This is a genomic window from Ralstonia sp. SA306 (genome assembly GCF_054792405.1).
Window position 1 is genome coordinate 2,093,608 of record NZ_CP096451.1, and the last position, 21,417, is coordinate 2,115,024.

Genomic DNA, 21,417 nt, shown 5'->3' on the forward strand with positions numbered 1-21,417 from the left:
CGCATCCGCCCCCGCCCCGCTGCGGGTGACACCGGCTACGCCTCGGGATCGAGCTTCACTTCCCAGAGCGATTTGCCGTCTAGATCGTGAAGCGACACGTGCATCGTGCGCGTGGACGGATCAATCTTGGCGCGCCCGTAATACTGCTGCAGCGCCGCTGGCGACTGGTTCTGTGGGTTGTCCTTGGGAATGCTGATGTAACGCAGGTCCGGCCCAAAGGTTTGGTCGACTTCGTTCGGCCCGAACGTGCCCGCGTTGATCGGCCCGCCGACGAATTCCCAGAACGGCTTGAACTCCGTGAACTTCGCGCGCGATGGGTGGTAGTACGTGGCCTGTGCGTAGTGCACATCAGCCGTCACCCACACCACGTTCTGGATGTTCTCCTGCTTGATGAAGCGCAGTATCTCAGCCAGTTCCAGTTCGCGGCCCGACGGCGCGCCATCATCCGCATTGGCCCAGGCTTCGTAGGTGCCCTTGGGCACGTCCGGATTCAGATCGGGCACGACCAGCGAGATCGGCATGTCGCTGGCAATCACCTTCCAAGTCGCCTTCGACTGCTTGAGCGATTGCTTGAGCCATGCCGCTTGCGCCGGGCCGAGGAAGGCCGAATCGGCATCCAGCCAGGTCTGGCGGTTCGGCGAGTTGCGCCCGCGGTAGCTACGCTCGTCCAGCATGAACACGTCGAGCAGCGGCCCGTATTGGAACGCGCGATAGATTTGCTCTGGGTCGATCGGGTTGAAGCGGAACGGGTTGTACTCGAACATCGCCTGCTTCGCGCGCGCCGCCAATAGCGACGCGCTACGCTCCTGGTAGCGCTTCTCTTCCGGGCCGATCTGCTGGCCGGGATACCAGTTGTTGCGCACTTCGTGGTCGTCCCACTGCACGAGGAACGGCACTTCAGCCGAGAACGCCCGCTTGTTTTTGTCGAGCTGGTTGTAGGCGAAGGCACCCCGATAATCGTCGAGCGTTTGCGCAACGTGCGACTTGGCCTCGGTGACGAGGTTGGTCCACATCGAGCCGTCGGGCAGCTTCACCTCGGCCTGGATCGGGCCATCGGCGTAGATCTGGTCGCCAGAGTGGATGAAGAAGTCGGGCGATTCGCGGCGCATCGCTTCGTACAGCCGATAGCCGCCAAAGCGCTCGTTGATGCCCCAGCCTTGGCCGGCTTCATCGCCGGAGAAGACGAAGCAGATCGGGCGATTGGCCGACACGGGTGCCGCGCGAAACCGGCCAGTGACGGGCTCGCTGAAGACTTTGTCGTGCACGAGATCCTGGAAGCGAACGCGGTAGAACAGGTCAGCGCCAGCGGGCAGGCCCGTCAGGTCAACGCGTGCGGTAAACCCGCCGCTTTCTAGGGCCGCTGGGCCAACGCGACGCGCGACGTTCTTGAAGGCGGCGTCCGTCGAGTATTCGACGATCATGCGCGCAGGCCGATCGGTGCGACTCCAGACGATGGCGCTGTCGGCGGTGATATCACCGCTCATCACACCGCTAGGCAGTTGGGGGCGCAGGCGCTCGGACGTCACAGCAGCGGGCGCGACGCCCTGTGCCAGCACGTCGCCAATACGCGAGCCGAGCAGCGCGGTGCCGCTGGCGGAAACGAGGCCCCTGATAAGCGTGCGGCGGGTCGGTTTGAAGATCGGCTGGTCGGACATGCGGGCTCCGGTGTCGGTGATGAAGGTGCCGACCAGCCTAAGGCGTTTCCGTGACAACGCTACGTCACGCGGCCCCTTCCGTCACATCGATGGCGAGCGTCTCCTTGATCTCTTCCATCACGATGTAACTCTTGGACTGCACGGCGCCAGGCAACTGCAGCAGGATGTCGCCCAGCAAGCGGCGGTATTCGCTCATCTCGCGAATGCGCGCCTTGATGAGGTAATCGAAATCGCCCGACACCAGATGACACTCCAGCACCTCGGGAATGCGCAGCACCTCGCGCCGGAACTGCTCGAACATGTTGCCGGATTTGCTGCCCAGGCTGATCTCCACAAACACCAGCAGCGACGCGCCCAGCATGGCCGGGTTGAGCCGCGCGTAGTAGCCGAGGATGAAGCGTTCGCGCTCCAGCCGTTTGACACGCTCGATGCACGGCGTGATGGTCAGGCCGACCGCCTCGGACAGCTCCTTCATCGACAACCGTCCGTCCTTTTGCAGCAGGTCGAGGATGCGCCGATCGAGCTTATCGAGGGCCCGGACGGGCTTGCGCTGGGTTCGCATAGTTGAAAACGCCTCAAAATCGAAATTGTTTCTGTTTCCGACAAATATACAGAAACAATTGCTGGTCTTGTACGAATAGGATAGCGACATCTATCGCAAATGCATCTCTGGGGAGTATCACCATGCGCGTGCTCGTTCTTGGCAGCGGCGTGATTGGCGTGACCAGCGCCTATTACCTGGCCCGCGCGGGCCATGAAGTCACCGTCGTCGACCGGGAAGCCGGTCCGGCGCTGGAGACGAGCTTTGCCAATGCTGGCCAGATCTCGCCGGGCTACGCGTCGCCGTGGGCCGCCCCGGGCGTGCCGCTCAAAGCCATCAAGTGGATGTTCCAGCAGCACGCGCCGCTCTCCATCCGCCCCGACGGCACGCTCTTCCAACTCAAGTGGATGTGGCAGATGCTGCGCAACTGCGACGCCGCCAGCTATGCGCAAAACAAGGAGCGTATGGTCCGCCTGGCCGAATACAGCCGAGACTGCATCCGCGACCTGCGCGCCGACACCGGCATCGCCTACGAAGGCCGCCAGCAAGGCACGCTGCAAATCTTCCGCACCCAGCAACAGCTCGACGGCGCCGCGAACGACATCGCCGTGCTCGAGCGTGCTGGTGTGCCCTACGAACTGCTTTCACGCGAAGACCTCGTGCGCAGTGAACCAGGCCTGGCCTCGACCCGCCACAAGCTGGCCGGTGGCTTGCGCCTGCCCAATGACGAAACAGGCGATTGCCAACTCTTCACCACGCGCCTCGCCGCGATGGCGGAAGAGCTCGGCGTGCGCTTCCGTTTCAACAGCACGATCAACAGCCTCATCTTCAAGAACGACGCCGTACGCGGCGCGCTGGTCGACGGCCAGCCGATCGACGCCGATCTCGTGGTCGTGGCACTGGGCAGCTACAGCACGCCGTTCCTGAAGAATCTGGTGAACGTGCCGGTCTACCCGCTCAAGGGTTTCTCGATCACCGTACCGATGACCGACGCGGCGAAGAGCCCTGCGTCCACCATCCTGGACGAGACCTACAAAGTGGCCGTGACGCGCTTTGAGGACCGCATCCGCGTGGGCGGCATGGCGCAGATCGTCGGCTATGACAAGCGCCTGGACCCGGGCAAGCGCAAGACGCTGGAGTTCGTGGTCAATGATCTGTTCCCGGGTGCCGGGGATGTGTCGCGCGCCTCGTTCTGGACCGGCCTGCGCCCGATGACGCCGGACGGCACGCCCATCGTCGGCCAGACGCCCGTGCGCGGCCTGTGGCTCAACACGGGCCACGGCACGTTGGGTTGGACCATGGCATGCGGCTCGGGCAAGCTGCTGTCGGATCTGGTGTCCGGCCGCTCGCCTGCCATCCGCTCGGATGACCTGTCGGTGTATCGCTACCTGGGCGGCACGCCGATGCCGGCAACCAAGCCCGCACTGGCCTGATCACCTACGCTGCATGCAATAAAAAGGGAGGCCGAAGCCTCCCTTTTTTGTCCTACCGATGCCGCTTAGAACTGCACTTCCGGCATCGCACCGATCGTCTCGCCCCCCGTCAGCACGCTCTGCGCAATACCGGATGCCTGCGTGAGCAACACGTCAGCGAACACGCGCGCGGTGGCGATCTTCGCGCCATAGAAGTTCGGGTCTTCGCTCTCGCGGTCGAGGGCCACCAGCAGCGCGCGCGCCATCTGCCAACCCGACAGCACGATCCCGCATAGGCGCAAGTAAGGCACACTGCCGGCGAACACGGCGTTCGGCTGCGTCTTGGTCTGGGCCACCACAAAACGCACCACCGATTCCATTGCCTCGCGGCCAGCAGCCAGTCGCGTACGCATCGCCTCGCAATGCGCACCGCCCTTGGCCGCAAGCACCGCTTCCACCTTGGCGATTTCCGCGCAAATACCGAGTGCCACCGCACCACCGTCACGCACCGTCTTGCGGCCGATCAGATCGTTGGCCTGGATGGCGGTGGTGCCTTCGTAGATCGGGAGAATGCGCGCATCGCGGTAATACTGCGCAGCGCCCGTCTCTTCGATGAAGCCCATGCCGCCATGCACCTGGACACCAAGGCTTGTCACGTCGATCGACATCTCGGTGCTCCAGCCCTTCACGATCGGCACCAGGAATTCGTACAGCGCTGCGTTCTGCTTGCGTGCAGCATCATCGGCAGCGTGATGGCCCGCATCGCACGCTGCAGCGGCCACGTAGGCCAGCGCACGAGCGCCTTCGGTCATGGCACGCATCGTCAGCAGCATGCGCTTGACGTCGGGGTGGTGAATGATGGGCACGGCCTTGGCAGCAGAGCCATCTACCGGGCGGCTCTGCACGCGCTCGCGCGCATAGGCGACGGCCTTCTGATACGCGCGTTCCGACACGCCGATGCCTTGCATGCCCACCGCATAACGCGCCGCGTTCATCATGATGAACATGTATTCCAGGCCGCGATTTTCTTCGCCGACCAGCGTACCGATCGCCCCGCCGTTATCGCCAAATTGCAGCACGGCCGTCGGGCTCGCCTTAATGCCGAGTTTGTGTTCGATCGACACGCAATGCGCATCGTTGCGCGCGCCCAGCGAACCGTCTTCATTGACCATGAACTTCGGCACCACGAAAAGCGAAATCCCCTTCACGCCTTCGGGCGCGCCAGGCGTACGCGCCAGCACAAGGTGGACGATGTTCTCGGCCATGTCGTGCTCGCCCCAGGTGATGAAGATCTTCGTGCCGAAAATCTTGAACGTGCCGTCGCCTACCGGCTCGGCGCGCGTGCGTACGAGTGCCAGATCGGACCCGGCCTGCGGCTCGGTCAGGTTCATCGTGCCTGTCCATTCGCCCGAGATAAGCTTGGGGACGAAAAGCTGTTTCTGCTCTTCGGTGCCGGCCGTCAACAACGCCTCGATGGCACCATCCGTCAGCAGCGGGCACAGTGCGAACGACAAATTCGCCGCATTCAGCATTTCGATACACGCCGTGGCGATCAGCTTGGGCAAGCCCTGGCCGCCGTATTCCAACGGGTGCTGCACGCCCTGCCAGCCGCCTTGGCCGAACTGGGCGAAGGCCTCCTTGAAACCCGCGGTGGCCGTGACGACGCCGTCTTTCCAGCTACTCGGGTTGCGGTCGCCTTCCACATTGAGCGGCGCAACCACTTCACCGGTGAAGCGCGCGCTTTCTTCCAGCACGGCCTGGGCCGTATCGGCGGTGGCGTCTTCAAAGCCGGGCAGCTTGGCGACGTTGTCCAGGCCGGCCAGCTCGTTCATCACGAACAGCATGTCCTTGACTGGGGCTTGATAGGTCATGTCTCTCTCCAACTCTTGTTAAGCGCGATCAGGACAGTGCCTCATCGAGTGCGTGACGCACTCTCCTGATGGCGCTCGCGTACAAAAAAAGCCGTTTCCAAACAGGTCGGAAACGGCTTTGCGTCGGGCATTGCTGCGCGCTTCTCTTGATGCGCGCAGCGCGTTGCAATCAGCCCAGTGCGGTCACCAGCTCCGGCACGACGGCGTTCAGGTCGCCCACGAGGCCGTAGTCCGCCACCTGGAAGATCGGCGCTTCCGGATCCTTGTTGATCGCAACGATCACCTTGGAATCCTTCATGCCAGCCAAGTGCTGGATCGCGCCCGAGATACCGACGGCGATGTACAGCTGAGGCGCGACGATCTTGCCGGTCTGGCCGACCTGGTAGTCGTTCGGCACGAAGCCGGCGTCCACTGCGGCACGCGAGGCACCCAGCGCAGCGCCCAGCTTGTCCGCCAGCGGCGTCAGCACCTTGGTGTAGTTCTCACCGGAGCCCACGCCACGACCGCCCGACACGATGATCTTGGCGGCAGTCAGTTCCGGGCGATCGCTCTTCGTCACTTCACGCGAGACGAATTGCGAGATGCCGGCGTCAGCCACGGCGGTCAGGCTTTCGGTTGCGGCGGAGCCACCGGTGGCGGCAGCGGGGTCGAATGCCGTGCCGCGCACGGTGATCACCTTCACCTTGTCGGCCGATTGCACGGTGGCAATCGCGTTGCCGGCATAGATCGGGCGCTCAAACGTGTCGGGGCTGTCGACCTTGGTGATGTCGGACAGCTGGGCCACGTCGAGCTTGGCGGCCACGCGCGGCAGGATATTTTTGCCGTAAGCGGTGGCGGGCGCCAGGATGTGGCTGTAGTTGCCGGCGATGGCCAGGGCCTGCTCGGCGACGTTCTCTGCAAGGCCATCGGCAAACTGCGGCGCGTCAGCCACCAGCACCTTGGTCACGCCGGCGATTTGCGCAGCGGCCTGTGCAGCGGCGCCGCAGCCAGCACCGGCCACCAACACGTGGACGTCACCGCCGCATTGGGCGGCTGCCGTCACGGTGTTCAGCGTCGCGGCCTTGATGGATTGATTGTCGTGTTCAGCAATAACGAGTGCGGTCATCTTGATCTGCCTGTTCGGTGTGCTTGAAGTTGCGTGCAGTTGCGGGAGGGTTACAAACCCGCCGCTTACAGCACCTTGGCTTCCGTCTTGAGCTTGGACACCAGCGTTGCCACGTCGGGCACCATCACGCCAGCGCTGCGCTTGGCGGGCTCAACCACCTTCAGCGTCTTCAGGCGCGGTGCAACGTCCACACCCAGGTCTTCCGGCTTGACTGTGTCGAGCTGCTTCTTCTTTGCCTTCATGATGTTCGGCAGCGTCACGTAGCGCGGCTCGTTCAGGCGCAGGTCGGTGGTGACCACGGCCGGCAGCTTGACCGACAGGGTTTCCAGACCGCCGTCCACTTCACGCGTGACCGAAGCCTTGCCGTCGGCAATCTGCACCTTCGAGGCAAACGTGGCTTGGGGCAGGCCGGCCAGCGCAGCCAGCATCTGGCCGGTCTGGTTGGCGTCGTCGTCAATCGCCTGCTTGCCGAGGATGATCAGCTGCGGCTGTTCCTTGTCGACCAGTGCCTTGAGCAGCTTGGCGACGGCCAGCGGCTGCAGCTCTTCGGCAGTCTCGACCAGAATGCCACGATCAGCGCCGATGGCCATGGCGGTGCGCAGGGTTTCCTGGCACTGCGTCACGCCGCACGAGACGGCGATCACTTCAGTAGCAATGCCCGCTTCCTTCAGGCGAACCGCCTCTTCCACGGCGATCTCGTCGAACGGGTTCATGCTCATCTTGACGTTGGCCAGATCGACACCGCTGCCGTCCGTCTTCACGCGAACCTTGACGTTGTAATCGATCACGCGCTTGACTGCGACCAGGACTTTCATGCGCTCACTCCACTAATTGATAAGACGATTTTGCAAAACGCCGGCCATTATAAGGGGGGCTGGTCGCTCGCGTAATTTTTCCGAACGGTCGTGCTATTTTAACCGCGAAAATTTGCCGGACGCCAGTCAAACGTCCGGCAATCTGTTCGGTAGAACCCTCTACCGGGTCACCGAGAAATCACAAAGTGATTACCAGGCCACAATCACCGCATCTTTGTACTTCGTCTTGACGAAGGACTTCACGGCGTCCGAATGATACGCCTTCACCAGCTTGGCGACCCAGGGTTGGTCCTTGTCGACAGCGCGGATGGCGATCACGTTGGCATACGGGCCTTTCGGGCTTTCGATGGCAATGCCGTCCTTGGTCGGGTCCAGGTTGGCCTTCTCGGCGTAGTTGCCGTTGATAGCGGCGGCATCCAGATCATCCAGCGAGCGCGGCAGTTGCGCGGCATCCAACTCGACAAACTTCAGCTTCTTCGGGTTCTCGGCCACGTCCCGGGGCGAGGCCTTGAAACCGGCGTTCGGCTTGAGCTTGATCACGCCTTGCGATTGCAGCAGCAAGAGCGCGCGGCCTCCGTTGGTCGGATCGTTCGGCAGGCCGAAGCGCGCACCGTCCTTCAGCTCCTTCAGCGACTTGATCTTCTTCGAGTAGATACCCATCGGGAAGGTGATGGTCTGGCCAACGCTTACGAACTTGTAGCCGCGCGTGGCAATCTGGTCGTCCAGATACGGCTGGTGCTGATAGCTGTTGGCATCCAGATCACCGGCAGCCAGGGCGGCGTTCGGCTGGATGTAATCGTTGAACTCGACGATCTGGAGCTTCAGGCCGTCCTTCTCGGCGACCTTCTTCACTTCTTCCATGATCTCTGCGTGCGGGCCGGCGGTCACGCCGATCTTGATCGGCTTGCTCTGCGCCAGGGCGCTGCCTGCGACCAACGCCAGTGCGGCACCAAGGCTCGCGGACCATTGCAGCAGTTGACGGCGATTCATTGTGTTTCCTCGTTGTGTCTGTCGATTGGGTGATTAACGGTGGCTCAGGCGGCGCACGAGCCAATCGCCCGTCGATTGCACCGCCTGCACAAAAACGATCAGGATGACGACAACCGCCAACATGATGTCCGATTCGTAGCGTTGATAGCCGTAGCGAATGCCCAGATCGCCCAGGCCGCCGCCGCCGATGGTGCCGGCCATGGCCGAGTAGCCGACAAGACTGACGAAGGTGATCGTCAGGCCGGCGAGAATGCCCGGCATCGCCTCGGGCAACAGCACCTTGTAGACGAGTTGACCCGTCGTCGCACCCATCGATTGGGCGGCCTCGATCAGGCCGCGGTCCACTTCGCGCAACGCGGTCTCAACCAGGCGTGCAACAAAGGGAATCGCAGCAATCGTCAGCGGCACGATGGCCGCGGCGGTGCCGATGGACGAGCCCGCCAACAAGCGTGTGAACGGAATCACCGCGACCAGCAGGATGATGAACGGCACCGAGCGCACGGCGTTGACGACAAGGCCTGCCACGCGGTTGAACATCGGCGCCGACAGCACGCCGCCCGAAGTCGTCAGATACAGCAGCACGCCCAGCGGCACGCCAAACAGCGCGCCAATGCCGCCCGACACGCCCACCATGGCGAGCGTTTCCCAGAAGGCCGGCAGGAACAGATCGGTCAGGTCAGACCACATGATTGATCTCCTCGACCACCACGCCTTGCTCGCGCAGGAAGTTCATCGCGTTATTGATGTCGGCGGTTTCGCCCGACGCCAGGATCGCCAGCGAGCCAAAGGCCTGGCCCTGAATTTCGTCGATATGGCCGTGCAGGATGTTGAAGTCGAGCCCGTAGTTGCGGATCGCCTGCGCCAGCACCGGCTGGTCTACGCCTGCGCCGGTAAAGGCGAGGCGGAACAGATGATCACGACCACCGTGCTCACGTGCGGTGAGACGGCTTTCCACGCGCGCCAGAACGGAGGCCGGCAATTCCTGCGAGATCACCTCGCCGATGAGAGCGCGCGTCACGTCATGCTCGGGCTTCAGGAACACGTCGATCACGCGGCCCAGTTCCACCACCAGGCCAGCGTCGAGCACCGCCACACGGTCGCACACCTGCTTGATGACTTCCATCTGGTGCGTGATCAGCACGATGGTCAGACCCAGTTCGCGGTTGATCTTGCGCAGCAGGTCAAGAATCGAGCGCGTCGTCTCCGGGTCCAGCGCGGAGGTCGCCTCGTCAGAGAGCAGCACATCCGGCTGGCTGGCCAGCGCGCGGGCGATGCCAACGCGCTGCTTCTGGCCACCAGAAATCTGCGCGGGGTAGCGGTCCTTATGCGCAGACAGGCCCACCAGTTCCAGCAGCGGCAACACGATCTCGCGTATGCGTTCACGCGACGTACCGGCCAACTCCAGCGGCAGGGCCACGTTGTCGTACACGGTGCGTGACGACAGCAAGTTGAAGTGCTGGAAGATCATGCCGATCTTGCGGCGCGCTTGGCGCAGGCCGTCGGCATTGAGTGCGGTGAGTTCCTGCCCCGCCACGGTGACAGTGCCAGACGTTGGGCGGTTCAGGAGATTGATGACGCGGACCAGCGTGCTCTTGCCCGCACCACTGCGGCCGATGATGCCGAAGATTTCTCCCCGGTCGATGGTGAGGTCCACCTCGCGCAGCGCGTGGACGTCATGGCCGCCCGCCCCCCGGAAGTGCTGCGATATCCCCTTGAGTTCGATCATGCGTACAGACAAAAACGGCAACCGCCCTGTGCCTAGGCCGTTGCCGTCTCTTTTTTGTTTGAATGAGGCGCTAGTGTAAGGCAGGCCCTACATGCGAGGAACGATTCTTTAACGATGTCTTTATTACTTTTTCGAATGTCATCGACGATTCGTCATCGTTGAGCGCTCAAAGCTCAGCCAGCGCCTTGACATGTGCCACCACGCTGCGGCCCAGCGCGCTGAGGTTGTAGCCGCCCTCGAGGCAACTGACAATGCGGCCCTTGGCGTGCGTGCGGGCCACTTGCATGAGTTGCTTCGTGATCCACGCGTAGTCGGCCTCGACCAGGCCCATCTGTCCGAGATCGTCTTCGCGGTGCGCATCGAAACCGGCGGAGATGAACAGCATTTCGGGCTGGAACGCCTCCAAGCGAGGCACCCAAATGGTCTCCACCACTTCGCGTACGGTCAAACCGTTCGTGTAGGCCGGCAGCGGGATGTTCACCATATTGGCCGCCACCGCCTCCGTGCCGGAATACGGATAGAACGGGTGCTGGAAGATGCTGCACATCAACACGCGCGGCTCATCGATGAACGCCGCTTCAGTGCCGTTGCCGTGGTGCACGTCAAAGTCGACGATCGCCACGCGTTGCAAGCCGTGATGGTCCAGCGCATGACGCGCGGCCACAGCCACGTTGTTGAAGAAGCAGAACCCCATCGCACGGCCCGGTTCCGCATGATGGCCAGGTGGGCGCACGCTGCAGAATGCGTTCTCCAGCTCGCCGGCGATAACCTTGTCGGTGGCGTCCACCGCGGCACCTGCGGCCAGTACTGCGGCCATATAAGTGTGCGGGTTCATCGAGGTGTCGGGATCGATCGGCATATAGCCGGCAATCGGCACGCTGGCCACCAACTCGCGCACGTATTCGGTGCGATGGACGCGACACAGCTGCGCCTCGGTGGCGGGCGGCGCCTCGCAGGGAACGAGCAGGTCGTCGATGCGGCTGGCGATGAGCTGGTCTTCGATCGCGCGCAGGCGGTCCGGGCATTCGGGATGGTGCGGTCCCATCTCGTGCCGGAGGAATTCGGGATGCGTGTAGAGGCCGGTCGCCATGTTGTTGTGATCCGGTGTGCTTCAGTGTCTCCAGCCGCTACGTTAGCACGGCTGCGCGACAACGCCGCGCACCCTGGGCGATCCAGCAGAGGCATCCGCTACAATGCCCCGATCCCGTATGAAGCCTGCCCATGAGCCAATCGCCTTCTTCCCGTCGTCCCATATTGCGCGCCCTGGTGGCTGGCGCAGCGCTCTCCGCGCTCTCTTTCCCGGCGCTCTCGCTGGCTGCCAAGAAAGCTGCAAAGTCGCCCAAGCGCCGCGTAGCGGTGCATGAAGAAGAGATCGACCCCGATCGTTATCGCAACAACCCGCAAACGCAGGCCTTTATCGGCATGCTGGTCGCGCAGCACAACTTTGACCGGACATCGCTCGATACGCTGTTCGCGGGCACGGCCTATTCCGCAACGGTGGCGCGCCTGATCCTGCCTCCGGCCACGCCCGCGCGTCGCAGTTGGACGGCCTATCGCGGCCGCTTCATCGAGCCGATCCGCATTGGCGCAGGCGTGCGGTTCTGGCAGCAATACGGCGACACACTGCGCCGCGCCGAGAACGAATTCGGCGTGCCAGCCGACGTGATCGTGGGCATCCTGGGCGTCGAGACGATCTACGGCCGAGACATGGGCAATTTCCGCGTGATGGACGCGTTGTCCACGCTGGCCTTCGACTATCCCGACACGCCCAACCGCGAAGACCGCAGCACGATGTTCCGCAACCAACTCAAGGACTTCCTGCTCTGGTGCCGCGACACGGGCGCGGATGCGTTCTCGATCCTTGGCTCATATGCGGGGGCAGTCGGCATTCCGCAATTCATGCCGACCAGCATCCGCGAATACGCCGTCGATTACGACCGCGACGGCCATATCGACCTGCGCAACAGTGCGGTGGATGCCATCGGCAGCGTCGCGCGCTTCCTGCAGATGCACGGCTGGGAGCCGAACCGCCCTGTGATGTGGAACATTGCCGGCGATACCGACAGCCAGGGCATTGCGGCAGCGGCCGCAGACGGCCAGCCGTATCCCGGCATGACGTTGTCCAGGCTCACACGCGCTGGTCTGGCCCTGGCTCCGGGCGTCGATGCCGCCCGTGAGCAGGAAACCGAAGTGCTGATGATCGATCTGCCCACGCCTGGGCAGCCAACCGAATACCGCGTCGGCCTGCGTAACTTCTACGTGCTCACGCGCTACAACCGCAGCTTCTTCTACGCGGCCGCGGTGTATGAGCTGGGCCAGGCCGTACGGCAGGCGATGCAGGGGTGATCCGTCGTCCACGCAAAAAAAAGCGCAGCTTCGGCTGCGCTTTTTTCATGGCGACGCGGCGTGTCGTCAGGCGGGAAAGACACCCGTCGACAAGTAGCGATCGCCTCGGTCGCACACCACGAAAGCGATCGTCGCGTTTTCGACTTCCTCGGCCACGCGCAGCGCCACGCACAAGGCACCCGCCGCAGATATTCCACAGAAGATGCCTTCTTCGCGAGCCATGCGACGCGCCATGTGCTCGGCATCGGACTGACTTACCGGCTCGGTGCGATCGATGTACTTCGGATCGTAGATCTTCGGCATGTACGCCTCGGGCCACTTGCGGATGCCCGGGATGCGTGAGCCTTCTTCCGGCTGTGCGCCCACAATCTGGATGTCGGCGTTCTTCTCTTTCAGGAAGCGCGAGACACCGGTAATCGTGCCCGTCGTGCCCATCGCCGAAACGAAATGCGTGATGCGGCCTTCGGTGTCGCGCCACAGTTCAGGGCCGGTGGTCTCGTAGTGCGCGAGCGGGTTGTCCGGGTTGGCAAACTGATCGAGGATGACGCCCTTACCTTCCTTTTCCATCGCATCGGCCAGATCGCGTGCGTATTCCATGCCGCCCTTGACGGGGGTGAGGATGATCTCCGCGCCATAAGCGGCCATGCTTTGGCGGCGTTCCACCGACAGGTCTTCCGGCATGATCAGCACCATCTTGTAGCCACGCACGGCGGCGGCCATGGCCAGGGCAATGCCTGTGTTGCCCGACGTGGATTCGATCAGCGTGTCGCCCGGCTTGATGCGGCCACGCGCTTCGGCGTGCTTGATCATGGACAGCGCAGGGCGATCCTTGACCGAACCGGCGGGGTTATTGCCCTCGAGTTTACCGAGGATGACATTGCCGCGGCGCGCGTTGCCTTCGCCGGGAATGCGCTGGAGCTGAACCAGCGGCGTGTTGCCGATGGTGTCTTCAATGGTGAGATAGGCCATGATGCGTGGGGGACGGGAATCAAAGCATTGTAATGCAGCCCAAATCCCTCCCCCGCACATGGCAAAACGCCCCGCTCGGGGCGGGGCGTTGTCGGCAGATGATCGCAGACTTATTTCTTCTTCGCGTCCTTGCCGTCCTTCTTGGCTGTGGCCGGCGCCGGTGCCGGAGCACCGAACGTCAAACCTTCGTTCTCCAGCTTGACGAGCGTCTTGTCGCCAATGCCGGACACGCGAGCTTTGAAGTCGGCGGCGTCCTTGTACGGGCCGTTCTTGGTGCGCTCTTCAATGATCGACTTGGAACGCTTGGGACCGATGCCGGACAGCGTCTCGAGCGCAGCATGATCTGCAGTATTCACATCTACCGCGGCCCACGAGACCGACAGCATCGACAGCGACATCAACGCGGTGGCCAACAGCTTCTTCAACATGTGCTTCTCCTTGGTATAGGGAACAAAAAAAACCGCCACGTGAGCGGCGGTTTCGGCACATCTTAAAGAGCATCTTGGCGATGCTGCGGCGCGCAGACAAAAAGTCACACGCGGTCTTATTGTTGAGGTGCTATGCGATCAGGCCGGCTGCTTCAACAGCCACTGGCAGTAACGCTCCACGCCTTCCTGCACCGTCAGGAACGGCGCCGTGTAGCCCGCCGCGCGCAGGCGCGACTGGTCCGCCTGCGTGAAGCACTGGTACTTGCCGCGCAACGCATCCGGAAATTTCACGTACTCGATCAGGCCTTCCTGTGCCAGTTCTTCGGTGGAAAGCGCCGGTTTGCCTTCCGCTGCGCGCAACGTGTTCACGACCGTCGTGGCGATGTCGTTGAACGGCTGCGCGCGGCCCGTACCGAGGTTGAAGATGCCCGACTTGTCCGGATTGTCGAAGAAGAACAGGTTGACCTTCACCACATCTTCCACGGACACGAAATCGCGCATTTGGCCACCTTGCGGGTAGCCGTTGTACTCGCCGAACAGCTTGACGGTACCTTCTGCGCGGAATTGGTTGAAGTTGTGGAACGCCACAGACGCCATGCGACCCTTGTGCTGCTCGCGCGGACCGTAGACGTTGAAGTAGCGGAAGCCGACGATCTGCGACAGCGCCGTCGGCATGACACGGCGCACGATCTGGTCGAACAGCAGCTTGGAATAGCCGTACACGTTGAGCGGCCGCTCGAACTCGGGCTCTTCGCGGAACGTTTCCGACGCGCCGTATGTGGCTGCCGACGACGCATAGAGGAACTGCACGCCTTGGTCCAGGCACGCGCGCATCACCGCCAGCGAGTAGCGGTAATTGTTGTCCATCATGTAGCGGCCATCGGTCTCCATGGTGTCGGAGCAGGCGCCCTCATGGAAGATCGCGCGGACCTTGCCGAACTCGCCGCGGGCAAAGCGTTCGACAAAATCGGTCTTGTCCAGGTAGTCGCTGATCTGGCAGTCGACGATGTTCTTGAACTTGTCGGCCCGCGTGAGGTTGTCGACGGCGATGATGTCGGTCTCGCCGCGCTCGTTCAGGCCTTTGACGATGTTGGCGCCGATAAAGCCTGCCGCGCCGGTGACGATGATGGTCATGATCAGGTGATCAGTTGAAGAGTTCTGCGTGGGTGACGACAGCCGTGCCCAGCTTGCCGACCACGATGCCGCCTGCGCGATTCGCGTACTGCACGGCTTCCTTGATGTTGGCGCCCGCGCCCAGCAGCGTGGCCAGTGTGGCGATCACGGTATCGCCGGCGCCGGAAACGTCGAACACTTCGCGCGCCTGCGCCGACACGTGCAGCACCTCGTGCTCCGTGTAGAGCGTCATGCCTTCTTCCGAGCGGGTGAGCAACAGCGCCTCGAGCTGCAACTCGCGACGCAGGTTCTGTGCACGGATGGTGAGGTCCTGCTCCGATTTCCATGAACCCACCACCTGGCGCATCTCGGCACGGTTGGGCGTAATCATGGTGGCACCCTTGTAGCGCGAATAGTCATCGCCCTTCGGGTCGACAAGCACGCGGCGGCCCGCTTGGCGCGACGTCTCGATCATCTTGCCGACGTGCGTGAGACCGCCCTTACCGTAGTCCGACAGCACCACCACATCGTGCTGCGGCACCAGCGTGGCGAAACGATCGAGCACCGACATCAGCACTTCGTGCGTGGGTGCGTTCTCAAAATCGACGCGGATCAATTGTTGCTGACGTGCCAGCACGCGCAGCTTGATCGTCGTGTTGACCGCCGGGTCACGATGCAGGTGACCCGTAACGTGGCTCTCGCCAAGCAGCGTTTCGATGGTGCGGCCCGGCTCGTCGTCGCCAATCACCCCGAGCATGGTGGCCTGCGCGCCCAGTGCCGCCACGTTGCGCGCCACGTTGGCGGCACCACCCAGGCGTTCTTCCTGACGCTTGATCTGCACGACCGGTACCGGTGCTTCCGGCGAAATCCGATCGACGTCTCCAAACCAGTAGCGGTCGAGCATCATGTCGCCGACCACGAGAATACGGGCGGCGTGGATCTGTTCGGAAGCGAGCGTGGTCATGGGTCTGGGCGTCGGCAGCGGCCGGTGGGTCTCGGTGATTACGATTGGGTGGAGCGCCCGATGGCCTGGTATTCAAAGCCCGCGTCGCGCATGGCTTGCGGCTCGAACAGGTTGCGGCCGTCGAACACCATCGGGGTCTTCAACAGGGCCTTCACGGCGTTGAAATCCGGGCTACGGAACGCCTTCCACTCGGTCACGATGACCAGCGCGTCGGCATTCTTGAGCGCGTCCATCTGACCGGCACAGAACGTCACACGTTCCAGTTGCTCGGCAGAAAGATCGAGTGCCAACGCGTGGCGGGCTTCTTCCATCGCAACCGGGTCATACACTTGCACCCGCGCGCCACGCGCCAGCAGCGCAGCAATCAGGATGCGGCTCGGTGCTTCGCGCATGTCGTCGGTGTTCGGCTTGAAAGCCAAGCCCCAAATGGCGAAGGTGCGGCCGGTCAGATCGGCGCCCATGCGGTCTTCGATCTTGTCGACCAGCACTTCCTTCTGCTTGTCGTTGACCGCTTCAACGGCTTCCAGCACGTGCAGCGTCTGACCGTACTCCTGCGCCGTGCGCACCAGCGCCTGCACATCCTTCGGGAAGCACGAACCGCCGTAACCAGTGCCGGCGTAGAGAAAGCTGTAGCCGATACGCGGGTCTGAGCCGATGCCCAGGCGAACGAGTTCGATATCCGCGCCCACCTTGTCGGCCAGATTGGCCATCTCGTTCATGAACGAGATGCGCGTGGCAAGCATTGAATTGGCGGCGTACTTGGTGAACTCGGCGGAGCGCACGTCCATGTAGAACGTGCGTTCGTGGTTGCGGTTGAACGGCGCGTAGAGGGCGCGCATGATGGCCTTGGCGCGTAGGCCGTCGTTATCGCCATACGTGCCGAGCACGATGCGGTCCGGGCGCATGAAATCGTCCACCGCGGCGCCTTCTTTCAGGAACTCCGGGTTCGACACCACCGAGAAGCCGACGTCCGACTTGCCGCGCGTTGCCAGTACTTCACCAACCGCAGCGCGCACCTTGTCACCCGTTCCCACCGGCACCGTCGATTTGTCGACGATCACCTTAAAGCCCGTCATGTGCTGGGCGATGTTGCGGGCGGCCGCGAGCACGTACTTCAGGTCGGCCGAACCGTCTTCATCTGGCGGCGTGCCCACAGCAATGAACTGCACGTCGCCGTGCGCCACGCTGGCAGCCACGTCGGTCGAAAACTGGATGCGGCCGGCCGCGCGATTGCGCTCGATCAGCTCCTTCAGACCCGGTTCGTAGATGGGCACGCCGCCGGCGTTGAGCAGATCGATCTTCTTCTGGTCGACGTCGAGGCAGAACACATCGTTGCCCAGCTCTGCCAGACAAGCGCCGGTGACCAGACCGACATAACCGCTACCGATGATGGTGATTTTCATACGAACACTTAAAGATTAAAAAAGCGCCAGCGCGGCCGCTACAAACACGCCACGCCGGACTGAGTTACATGCTGGCGCCGCCGCTGCCGCCGAGCGTCTCGGTCCGGCGCGGTGCATACGTTTCCCAGCGGTTGCAGCCGGGGCATTGCCAATAGAACAACCGCGCCCGGAAACCACACTCCTGGCAGGTATAGCGCGCCAGATTGCGCGTACGGCTTTGCAGCAAATCGCGAATGGCACCGAGATCCTGCGCGCGCTGAATGTCGGCATTGCTGCCCGCTTCAACGGGGTCTGCGAGCGCACTTTCGGCGACATCGGCCGTCGCGGGCGCTTCATGCCCAACCGCCTCGGAGGCGCGCGTCGCCTCGGCTTCCACCAGCCGCGTCAACGCCATCAACGAGGGCTGGCGGCGGATCTGATCGCGCATCAACGCCACGGCATCGTCGATACCGTGGACATCCAGTTCGTATTTGTAGACGGTGTCGAGCAGTTCGGGGCCCAGGCGCGCATCCATCTTGGAGCGCAGCCAAGCGAGTCCCTCGGCGGCACGGCCAATCTGCGTGTACGCCTTCATCAGGCGTTCAGCCACCAGCGGCAAGAACGCCGTGTTTTGTTGTTCAATGCTGCGCCAACGCTTGATGGCGCCTTCAACGTCACCCCGCCCTTGCGCCACATCGCCCAACTGGATGGTAGCGCGCACGTTCTTGGGATTTTCCTGCAGGGCACGTTCCAGCCACTCGACGGCAGTCGGCACGTCCTTGCGCTGCAGCGCTTCCTGCGCGACCTCGCAGCAGAACTGCGCAATCTGCACGGCGTAATCCTTGCCTTGCAGCTTTTGCAATTCGCGCGCTGCGTCAATGGCCTTGCGCCACTCCTTCTCGATTTCGTACAACTCGAGCAGCACGCGCTTGGCCGGCTCGGCGAATGTGCCTTCCATCAGCATCCGCAGGGATTCCTCTGCGCGATCCAGCAGGCCCGCGCGCAGGAAATCCTGTCCCAGTTCAAACAACGCGTGATCGCGCTCATTGGGGGGTAGATCGGGACGGTTGACGAGATTTTGGTGAACGCGGATAGCGCGTTCGGTTTCGCCGCGCCGGCGGAACAGGCTACCGAGCGCAAAGTGCAGCTCCGTGGTCTCCGGGTCGAGACGCGCAACTTCAATGAAAGCGTCGATGGCCTTGTCCGGCTGCTCGTTGAGCAGGAAATTCAGACCCTTGAAATACGAACGCGGCAGCGACGATTGTTCGGTGCGCAACTGGCGGGCATCGAGCCGAGCAGCCACCCAACCCAAGCCAAACACCAGGGGGATGGCCAGCAGCCACCAGAGATCAAAATCCATGCGTCAGACCTTGGGGCCGGGAACGTGATACGGAGAATCGGCGACCACGGGCGTCGGCACCTCGGTCACCTCTTCGGCCTTCTTCATGCGACCGATCTGGCGACGCAAGCGGCTTGCCGTAAAGCGATGCCGCATCACGCGCGGTGCCATCGCCAGCATGGCCAACAAGATGCCGGCGACAAAGAATGCCAAGGCGATCAGGATCAACGGTGCATGCCATACCACGCCAAACGGGAGCACGAGCGAGACTTCCGCCGTGTTGTGCAGTGCCAGCACGAAGAGCAGCACGAACAACAGAATGCGGATGACCCAGACGAGAAATTTCATGCGGATTCGGAAACGGACGGCGGTGAACAGCCGGAAACGGCGCGATTGCCGGGTTGTGCCGCATTGTAGCGGATTCATATGGCGGCCAGCCACGCCGGGCTTGGCGGCAGACAAGCATCGTCGGAATAAAAAACGCCCCGACAAGCGGGGCGTTCTTGAAACTACCAAGTACTACCTAGGCTTAGCGCGACATGGCTAGCGGCACCACCGTGTCTACTGGAAAACCGGCAGTCTGGCGGGTGCTGTCAGTCTGTCGCACAGCCTTTACAGCCGCAAGCGACACGGCAGGCTCGCCCTCCGAAGAAGGCTCGCCTTGTCGCTCCAGGCTGCGGTCAACCCGTTCGCGCAACTCCTTGCCCGCCTTGAAGTGCGGCACCCGCTTCTCGGGTACCAGCACCTTCTCGCCCGACTTGGGATTGCGACCGACACGCGGCGGACGACGATTCAGACCGAAACTTCCGAATCCGCGGATCTCGATGCGGTGGCCGTCCGCCAAGGCGTCGGACATCGCATCCAGGATCGTCTTGACCGCGATATCGGCATCCCGCAGCAGCAGCTGCGGGAAGCGGGCGGCCAGCTTTTCCACGAGTTCGGACTTGGTCATGGGCATCTTGCGCGCGTCCTCGTCGTTCTTTAGGGTCGACCCGATTGATGCTTACTGATTGGTTTCGTTCAGCTTGGCCTTCAGGAGCGCGCCGAGGTTCGTGGTACCAGCTGCGCCGGTATCCGCCGAGAACTTCTGCATCGCTTCCTGTTGGTCAGCGCTGTCCTTCGCCTTGATGGAGACGTTGATGTTGCGCGACTTGCGATCGATGTTGACGATCATCGCGGTCATCGTTTCGCCTTCCTTCAGCACGTTGCGGGCATCTTCCACGCGGTCGCTCGAGATTTCCGAGGCGCGCAGGTAGCCTTCAACGTCGTCAGCCAGCTGCACCACGGCACCCTTCGGATCAACGGCCTTGATCGTGACCTGCACGATCGAACCCTTGTCATTGGTCGAGATGAAGTTGTTGAACGGGTCGCCCGACAGTTGCTTGATACCCAGCGAGATGCGTTCCTTGTCGACGTCGATGGCCAGCACAACAGCTTCCACTTCGTCGCCCTTCTTGTACTTGCGAACGGCTTCTTCGCCAGTCTCTTGCCACGACAGGTCCGACAGGTGCACCAGGCCGTCAATGCCGCCCGGCAGACCGATGAACACGCCGAAGTCGGTGATCGACTTGATCTGGCCAGCCAGCTTGTCGCCCTTCTTCTGGTTGCGTGCGAAATCGTCCCACGGGTTGGCCTTGCACTGCTTCATGCCCAGGCTGATACGACGCTTGTCTTCGTCGATATCCAGAACCATGACTTCCACTTCGTCGCCCAGTTGGACAACCTTCGACGGGGCCACGTTCTTGTTGGTCCAGTCCATTTCCGACACGTGGACCAGGCCTTCGATACCAGCTTCGATCTCGACGAATGCGCCGTAGTCGGTCAGGTTGGTCACCTTGCCGAACAGACGGGTGCCTTGCGGGTAGCGGCGCGAGATGCCGACCCACGGATCTTCGCCCAGTTGCTTGACGCCCAGCGAGACGCGGTTCTTCTCTTGGTCGAACTTGAGGATCTTGGCGGTGATTTCCTGGCCAACCGACAGCACTTCGCTCGGGTGACGCACACGACGCCATGCCAGGTCGGTGATGTGCAGCAGACCGTCGATGCCACCCAGATCCACGAACGCGCCGTAGTCGGTGATGTTCTTGACGATACCGTTGACGATCGCGCCTTCCTTGAGCGTCTCCATCAGCTTCTGACGCTCTTCGCCCAGCGTGGCTTCAACCACGGCACGGCGCGACAGCACAACGTTGTTGCGCTTGCGGTCCAGCTTGATGACCTTGAATTCGAGGGTCTTGCCTTCGTACGGCGTGGTGTCCTTGATCGGACGCACGTCGACGAGCGAACCCGGCAGGAATGCACGAATACCGTTGACCATGACAGTCAGGCCGCCCTTGACCTTGCCAGTCACCGTACCGGAGATGATCTCGCCGGATTCCAGTGCCTTCTCAAGGTTCAGCCACGAAGCCAGACGCTTGGCCTTGTCGCGCGACAGGATGGTGTCGCCGTAGCCGTTTTCCAGTGCGTCGATCGCGACCGAAACGTAGTCGCCGACTTGCACTTCCAGCTCGCCCTGGTCGTTCAGGAATTCTTCGACCGGAACAAAAGCTTCAGACTTCAGGCCCGCGTTCACAACGACGAAGTTGTGGTCGATACGCACAACTTCCGCAGAGATCACTTCGCCAGCCTTCATATTGGACTTGGCGATCGACTCTTCGAACAGGGCGGCAAAAGATTCGTTAGTTTGGGACATAAAAAATAGGCATCCGCAGAACATGCCTCGCATTGCTTTCGCACAGAATGGGCGAAGACACGCATGCGG

The 21,417-nt window shown here is 62.4% G+C and carries 20 protein-coding genes; 2 read left to right on the plus strand and 18 right to left on the minus strand.

The window, feature by feature from the left end; all coding sequences use genetic code 11:
• Positions 1-35 precede the first annotated feature (35 nt).
• Positions 36-1,655, minus strand: a complete 1,620-nt coding sequence (locus M1D44_RS10035; protein WP_316853307.1) for an alkaline phosphatase D family protein — start codon at positions 1,653-1,655, stop codon at positions 36-38.
• 64 nt (positions 1,656-1,719) lie between these two features.
• A complete protein-coding gene (locus tag M1D44_RS10040; RefSeq protein WP_024976250.1) occupies positions 1,720-2,217 on the minus strand; it encodes an Lrp/AsnC ligand binding domain-containing protein in 498 nt (165 codons plus the stop codon).
• Positions 2,218-2,339: 122 nt separating this feature from the next.
• Between M1D44_RS10040 and M1D44_RS10045 the strand changes: the two genes are divergently transcribed.
• Positions 2,340-3,629, plus strand: a complete 1,290-nt coding sequence (locus M1D44_RS10045; RefSeq protein WP_316853306.1) for a D-amino acid dehydrogenase — start codon at positions 2,340-2,342, stop codon at positions 3,627-3,629.
• 65 nt (positions 3,630-3,694) lie between these two features.
• Here the strand turns inward: M1D44_RS10045 and M1D44_RS10050 are convergent, their stop codons facing one another.
• The 7 genes from M1D44_RS10050 to M1D44_RS10080 form a co-directional block, all read right to left on the minus strand.
• Positions 3,695-5,479 carry an acyl-CoA dehydrogenase gene (locus tag M1D44_RS10050; protein WP_316853305.1) on the minus strand — a complete coding sequence of 595 codons (1,785 nt, stop codon included), beginning with the start codon at positions 5,477-5,479 and terminating at the stop codon, positions 3,695-3,697.
• Between the two features lie 169 nt (positions 5,480-5,648).
• Positions 5,649-6,584, minus strand: coding sequence for an electron transfer flavoprotein subunit alpha/FixB family protein (locus tag M1D44_RS10055; RefSeq protein WP_024976253.1), 936 nt, complete (start codon positions 6,582-6,584; stop codon positions 5,649-5,651).
• A 65-nt stretch (positions 6,585-6,649) separates the two neighbouring features.
• Entirely contained in the window at positions 6,650-7,399 is a 750-nt protein-coding gene (locus tag M1D44_RS10060; RefSeq protein WP_024976254.1) for an electron transfer flavoprotein subunit beta/FixA family protein, read from the minus strand.
• A 189-nt stretch (positions 7,400-7,588) separates the two neighbouring features.
• Positions 7,589-8,389 carry a MetQ/NlpA family ABC transporter substrate-binding protein gene (locus M1D44_RS10065; RefSeq protein ID WP_316853304.1) on the minus strand — a complete coding sequence of 267 codons (801 nt, stop codon included), beginning with the start codon at positions 8,387-8,389 and terminating at the stop codon, positions 7,589-7,591.
• 33 nt (positions 8,390-8,422) lie between these two features.
• On the minus strand, positions 8,423-9,076 hold the full coding sequence (locus M1D44_RS10070) for a methionine ABC transporter permease (protein ID WP_024976256.1): 654 nt from the start codon (positions 9,074-9,076) through the stop codon (positions 8,423-8,425).
• Positions 9,066-10,115, minus strand: a complete 1,050-nt coding sequence (locus M1D44_RS10075) for a methionine ABC transporter ATP-binding protein (RefSeq protein WP_024976257.1) — start codon at positions 10,113-10,115, stop codon at positions 9,066-9,068. The genes M1D44_RS10070 and M1D44_RS10075 overlap by 11 nt, the downstream gene beginning before the upstream one ends.
• A gap of 166 nt (positions 10,116-10,281) precedes the next feature.
• Positions 10,282-11,205, minus strand: coding sequence for a histone deacetylase family protein (locus M1D44_RS10080; protein ID WP_024976258.1), 924 nt, complete (start codon positions 11,203-11,205; stop codon positions 10,282-10,284).
• Between the two features lie 131 nt (positions 11,206-11,336).
• Here M1D44_RS10080 and mltB point away from each other — a divergent pair, with 131 nt between their 5' ends.
• On the plus strand, positions 11,337-12,461 hold the full coding sequence (gene mltB, locus M1D44_RS10085; protein ID WP_316853303.1) for a lytic murein transglycosylase B: 1,125 nt from the start codon (positions 11,337-11,339) through the stop codon (positions 12,459-12,461).
• A gap of 66 nt (positions 12,462-12,527) precedes the next feature.
• Here mltB and cysM read toward each other — a convergent pair whose 3' ends face one another.
• The 9 genes from cysM to rpsA form a co-directional block, all read right to left on the minus strand.
• On the minus strand, positions 12,528-13,430 hold the full coding sequence (gene cysM / locus M1D44_RS10090) for a cysteine synthase CysM (protein WP_024976260.1): 903 nt from the start codon (positions 13,428-13,430) through the stop codon (positions 12,528-12,530).
• A 110-nt stretch (positions 13,431-13,540) separates the two neighbouring features.
• Entirely contained in the window at positions 13,541-13,858 is a 318-nt protein-coding gene (locus M1D44_RS10095; RefSeq protein ID WP_316853302.1) for a ComEA family DNA-binding protein, read from the minus strand.
• Between the two features lie 138 nt (positions 13,859-13,996).
• A complete protein-coding gene (gene rfaD / locus M1D44_RS10100) occupies positions 13,997-14,992 on the minus strand; it encodes an ADP-glyceromanno-heptose 6-epimerase (RefSeq protein WP_316853301.1) in 996 nt (331 codons plus the stop codon).
• 10 nt (positions 14,993-15,002) lie between these two features.
• Positions 15,003-15,935: a D-glycero-beta-D-manno-heptose-7-phosphate kinase gene (gene rfaE1, locus M1D44_RS10105; RefSeq protein WP_024976263.1), complete on the minus strand. Its 933-nt coding sequence runs from the start codon at positions 15,933-15,935 to the stop codon at positions 15,003-15,005.
• Between the two features lie 38 nt (positions 15,936-15,973).
• Complete coding sequence (locus M1D44_RS10110; protein WP_316853300.1) at positions 15,974-17,338, minus strand: UDP-glucose dehydrogenase family protein; 1,365 nt, start codon at positions 17,336-17,338, stop codon at positions 15,974-15,976.
• 64 nt (positions 17,339-17,402) lie between these two features.
• A complete protein-coding gene (lapB, locus tag M1D44_RS10115; protein ID WP_112185404.1) occupies positions 17,403-18,677 on the minus strand; it encodes a lipopolysaccharide assembly protein LapB in 1,275 nt (424 codons plus the stop codon).
• Positions 18,678-18,680: 3 nt separating this feature from the next.
• Positions 18,681-19,004: a LapA family protein gene (locus tag M1D44_RS10120; protein WP_004629192.1), complete on the minus strand. Its 324-nt coding sequence runs from the start codon at positions 19,002-19,004 to the stop codon at positions 18,681-18,683.
• Between the two features lie 181 nt (positions 19,005-19,185).
• On the minus strand, positions 19,186-19,614 hold the full coding sequence (locus M1D44_RS10125; protein ID WP_024976266.1) for an integration host factor subunit beta: 429 nt from the start codon (positions 19,612-19,614) through the stop codon (positions 19,186-19,188).
• Between the two features lie 45 nt (positions 19,615-19,659).
• Positions 19,660-21,348, minus strand: a complete 1,689-nt coding sequence (gene rpsA, locus M1D44_RS10130; protein WP_004629196.1) for a 30S ribosomal protein S1 — start codon at positions 21,346-21,348, stop codon at positions 19,660-19,662.
• Positions 21,349-21,417 lie beyond the last annotated feature (69 nt).

Excerpts from the sequence above, each read along its gene's own strand:
- M1D44_RS10060 (WP_024976254.1), bottom strand. The coding sequence starts at position 7,399 with ATGAAAGTCCTGGTCGCAGTCAAGCGCGTGATCGATTACAACGTCAAG.
- rfaE1 (WP_024976263.1), bottom strand. The coding sequence starts at position 15,935 with ATGACCACGCTCGCTTCCGAACAGATCCACGCCGCCCGTATTCTCGTG.
- M1D44_RS10050 (WP_316853305.1), bottom strand. The coding sequence starts at position 5,479 with ATGACCTATCAAGCCCCAGTCAAGGACATGCTGTTCGTGATGAACGAG.
- M1D44_RS10095 (WP_316853302.1), bottom strand. The coding sequence starts at position 13,858 with ATGTTGAAGAAGCTGTTGGCCACCGCGTTGATGTCGCTGTCGATGCTG.
- M1D44_RS10055 (WP_024976253.1), bottom strand. The coding sequence starts at position 6,584 with ATGACCGCACTCGTTATTGCTGAACACGACAATCAATCCATCAAGGCC.
- cysM (WP_024976260.1), bottom strand. The coding sequence starts at position 13,430 with ATGGCCTATCTCACCATTGAAGACACCATCGGCAACACGCCGCTGGTT.
- M1D44_RS10070 (WP_024976256.1), bottom strand. The coding sequence starts at position 9,076 with ATGTGGTCTGACCTGACCGATCTGTTCCTGCCGGCCTTCTGGGAAACG.
- lapB (WP_112185404.1), bottom strand. The coding sequence starts at position 18,677 with ATGGATTTTGATCTCTGGTGGCTGCTGGCCATCCCCCTGGTGTTTGGC.
- M1D44_RS10125 (WP_024976266.1), bottom strand. The coding sequence starts at position 19,614 with ATGCCCATGACCAAGTCCGAACTCGTGGAAAAGCTGGCCGCCCGCTTC.
- M1D44_RS10075 (WP_024976257.1), bottom strand. The coding sequence starts at position 10,115 with ATGATCGAACTCAAGGGGATATCGCAGCACTTCCGGGGGGCGGGCGGC.
- rpsA (WP_004629196.1), bottom strand. The coding sequence starts at position 21,348 with ATGTCCCAAACTAACGAATCTTTTGCCGCCCTGTTCGAAGAGTCGATC.
- M1D44_RS10110 (WP_316853300.1), bottom strand. The coding sequence starts at position 17,338 with ATGAAAATCACCATCATCGGTAGCGGTTATGTCGGTCTGGTCACCGGC.
- M1D44_RS10120 (WP_004629192.1), bottom strand. The coding sequence starts at position 19,004 with ATGAAATTTCTCGTCTGGGTCATCCGCATTCTGTTGTTCGTGCTGCTC.
- M1D44_RS10080 (WP_024976258.1), bottom strand. The coding sequence starts at position 11,205 with ATGGCGACCGGCCTCTACACGCATCCCGAATTCCTCCGGCACGAGATG.
- M1D44_RS10035 (WP_316853307.1), bottom strand. The coding sequence starts at position 1,655 with ATGTCCGACCAGCCGATCTTCAAACCGACCCGCCGCACGCTTATCAGG.
- M1D44_RS10040 (WP_024976250.1), bottom strand. The coding sequence starts at position 2,217 with ATGCGAACCCAGCGCAAGCCCGTCCGGGCCCTCGATAAGCTCGATCGG.
- M1D44_RS10045 (WP_316853306.1), top strand. The coding sequence starts at position 2,340 with ATGCGCGTGCTCGTTCTTGGCAGCGGCGTGATTGGCGTGACCAGCGCC.
- M1D44_RS10065 (WP_316853304.1), bottom strand. The coding sequence starts at position 8,389 with ATGAATCGCCGTCAACTGCTGCAATGGTCCGCGAGCCTTGGTGCCGCA.
- mltB (WP_316853303.1), top strand. The coding sequence starts at position 11,337 with ATGAGCCAATCGCCTTCTTCCCGTCGTCCCATATTGCGCGCCCTGGTG.
- rfaD (WP_316853301.1), bottom strand. The coding sequence starts at position 14,992 with ATGACCATCATCGTCACCGGCGCGGCAGGCTTTATCGGCGCCAACATC.